The 2732-nt window shown below is 66.0% G+C and carries 1 protein-coding gene; it reads left to right on the top strand.

From position 1 onward, the window contains the following. Positions 1-2732, top strand: a 2732-nt coding sequence (locus tag AC0L2A_RS35940) for an AMP-binding protein (RefSeq protein WP_473612917.1), incomplete at both ends; no start/stop codon positions are given.

The following is a 2732-nucleotide window of genomic DNA, read 5'->3' as shown; positions in this document are numbered from 1 at the left end:
GAGCTTCTCGGGGTCGAGCGGGTCGGACGCCACGACAACTTCTTCGAACTCGGCGGACACTCGCTGTTGGCCGTGCAACTGATGGAGCGGCTGCGGCGGCTGTCGCTCGGGGTGGAGGTGCGCACCCTGTTCGCTCGGCCGGTGCTTTGCGATCTGGCCGCAAGCCTTGGCAGCCATCACGAGGTGGCGGTGCCTGCCAACCTGATCGGCGAGCACAGCACGGCGATTACGCCGCAGATGCTGCCGCTGATCGATCTTACCCAACAGGAGATCGAACGGATCGTCGCCACGGTGCCTGGCGGCGTCGGCAACATCCAGGACATTTATGGCCCGTCGCCGCTGCAGGACGGCATCCTGTTCCATCATCTGCTGGCGACGAAGGGCGATCCCTACCTACTGGTCTCGCAGATGGCCTTTGCCGAGCGCGGCCTGTTGGAGCGCTATCTTGGCGCGGTTCAGCAGGTGGTGGACCGGCACGACATTCTGCGTACGGCCTTTGTCTGGGAGGGGCTGTCGAGCCCGGCCCAGGTGGTGTGGCGGCGTGCGCCGCTGGAGGTGACCGAGGTCGAGTTGGATGCGTGTGACGGTTCCGGCGCCGAGCAGCTGAAGCGCCGGTTCGATCCGCGCCGGCACCGCATCGACCTTGGCCGGGCGCCCTTGATGCGCGTCGTGATCGCGCGCGAGCCCGGCAGCGGGCGCTGGCTGCTGCTGGAGTTGCAGCACCATCTGATCGGCGATCACACGACGCTGGAAGTGATGCATGCCGAGGTGCGGGCCGTGCTCGACGGGCGCGCCCATGAGCTGGCAGCACCGCAGCCGTTCCGCAATCTGGTGGCGCAGGCGCGGCTGGGGGGCGATGCCAAGGCGCATGAGGAGTTCTTCCAGGAACAGCTGGCGGACATCGACGAGCCGACAATGCCGTTCGGGCTGAACGAGGTGCGCGATGACGGCAGCGGGGTTGGCGAGGCGCGGCGGATGCTGCCGCAGGCGCTCAACGATCGGCTGCGGCAACAGGCGCGGCGGCTGGGGGTGAGCCTGGCGAGCCTCTGCCATCTGGCCTGGGGTCAAGTGGTGGCGCTGAGCAGCGGCCGAGAGCAGGTGGTGTTCGGCACGGTGCTGTTCGGCCGCATGCATGCCGGTGCCGGGGCCGACCGCGCAATGGGCCTGTTCATCAACACCCTGCCTGTGCGCCTCGACCTCGATGGCACCGGAGTTGAGGAAAGTCTGCGTCTCACCCATGCCCGTCTGGCCGAGCTGCTCTCACACGAGCATGCCTCGCTGGCGCAGGCGCAACGCTGCAGCGGCGTTGCGGCGCCGGCGCCGCTGTTCGGTGCGCTGTTGAACTACCGCCACAACACGCCGGCGGCCATGGCCGGCTCCAGGACGCACGATGGTCTGTCCGGCGTGGAATGGCTGGGCAGCGAGGAGCGCACCAACTATCCGCTGACGCTGTCGGTGGAGGATTTTGGCGAGGCGCTCGGCCTCACCGCACAGGTGGCGGAGCCGATCTCTGCGGATCGGGTCTGCGGCTACATGCAGCGGGCGCTCGAAGCGCTGTCGGAGGCGCTGGAGCATGCCCCCAATAGGCCGGTGCGCGCGCTCGACATTCTTCCGCCCGAGGAGCGGACCTATCTTTTGGAGGAGCTGAACCGGACGGACGCGGACTATCCGTCGGGTCTTTGCATCCACGAGCTGTTCGAGCAACAGGTGCGCCAGGCGCCCGAGGCGGTGGCATTGGTGCATGAGGACGAGGCGCTCTCCTATGGCGAGCTCAACGCCCGGGCCAACCGGCTGGCCCATCATCTGATCGGACTGGGGGTGCGTCCGGACGAACGGGTGGCGATCTGCATGGAGCGCAGCCCCGCGATGGTGGTGGGGCTGCTGGCGATCCTCAAGGCGGGCGGTGCCTATCTGCCGCTGGACCCGGCCTATCCGTGCGCGCGGCTGCGGCAGGTTCTCGGCGATGCCACCCCGCGGCGGCTGCTTTGCGACACGGCCGGCCGCACAGCTCTCGGCGCGGAGGCGCTGGCCGATGTGAGCGTGGTCGATCTGGAGACGGCGACCCCGGCCTGGGCCGAACTGCCCGCCTGCGATCCCGAGCCGCGCGCCCTTGGCCTGACCTCACGCCATCTCGCCTATGTCATCTACACCTCAGGCTCCACCGGAACCCCAAAGGGCGTCATGGTCGAGCACCACAGCCTGGTCAATCTTACAGTATGGCATGTGCAAAGGTTTTGTCGGCAACGAGAAACCTGCTGCGCACTCACGGCCGGAGTTGCATTCGATGCCAGCATTTGGGAGCTGTGGTCTGCATTATCCAATCGTAGCGCATTGCTGCTCTCGCCAAGAGCAGCAGCAGGAGATCCTCTGCTTCTACTGCAATGGTGGCGTGATCAATCGCTGGAGACCGCCTTTTTAATCACGCCGCTGGCTACAACCGCGTTAGAAGACAAGCTAATAAATCCCACATTGGAGTATTTGCTTATTGGCGGTGATCGTCTCCAGCGTGTGCCTTCCCGGCTACCGTCGCCTCTCAAGTTAATAAACAACTATGGTCCGACGGAAGTTACCGTCGTGGCAACCTCGGGACGGCTCTTCAGTGACAACGTTGTGCCACATATCGGGCGTCCGATAGCGAACACGCGGTTGTATCTGCTGGACGGTCATGGTGCGCCCGTGCCGTTCGGGGCGGTGGGTGAGCTTTACATCGGCGGGGCGGGGGTGGCGCGTGG

Source organism: Mesorhizobium sp. WSM4844 (assembly GCF_055811775.1).
Note: the sequence above shows the minus strand (reverse complement) of the source record. Positions and strands in the feature narration are given on the sequence as shown.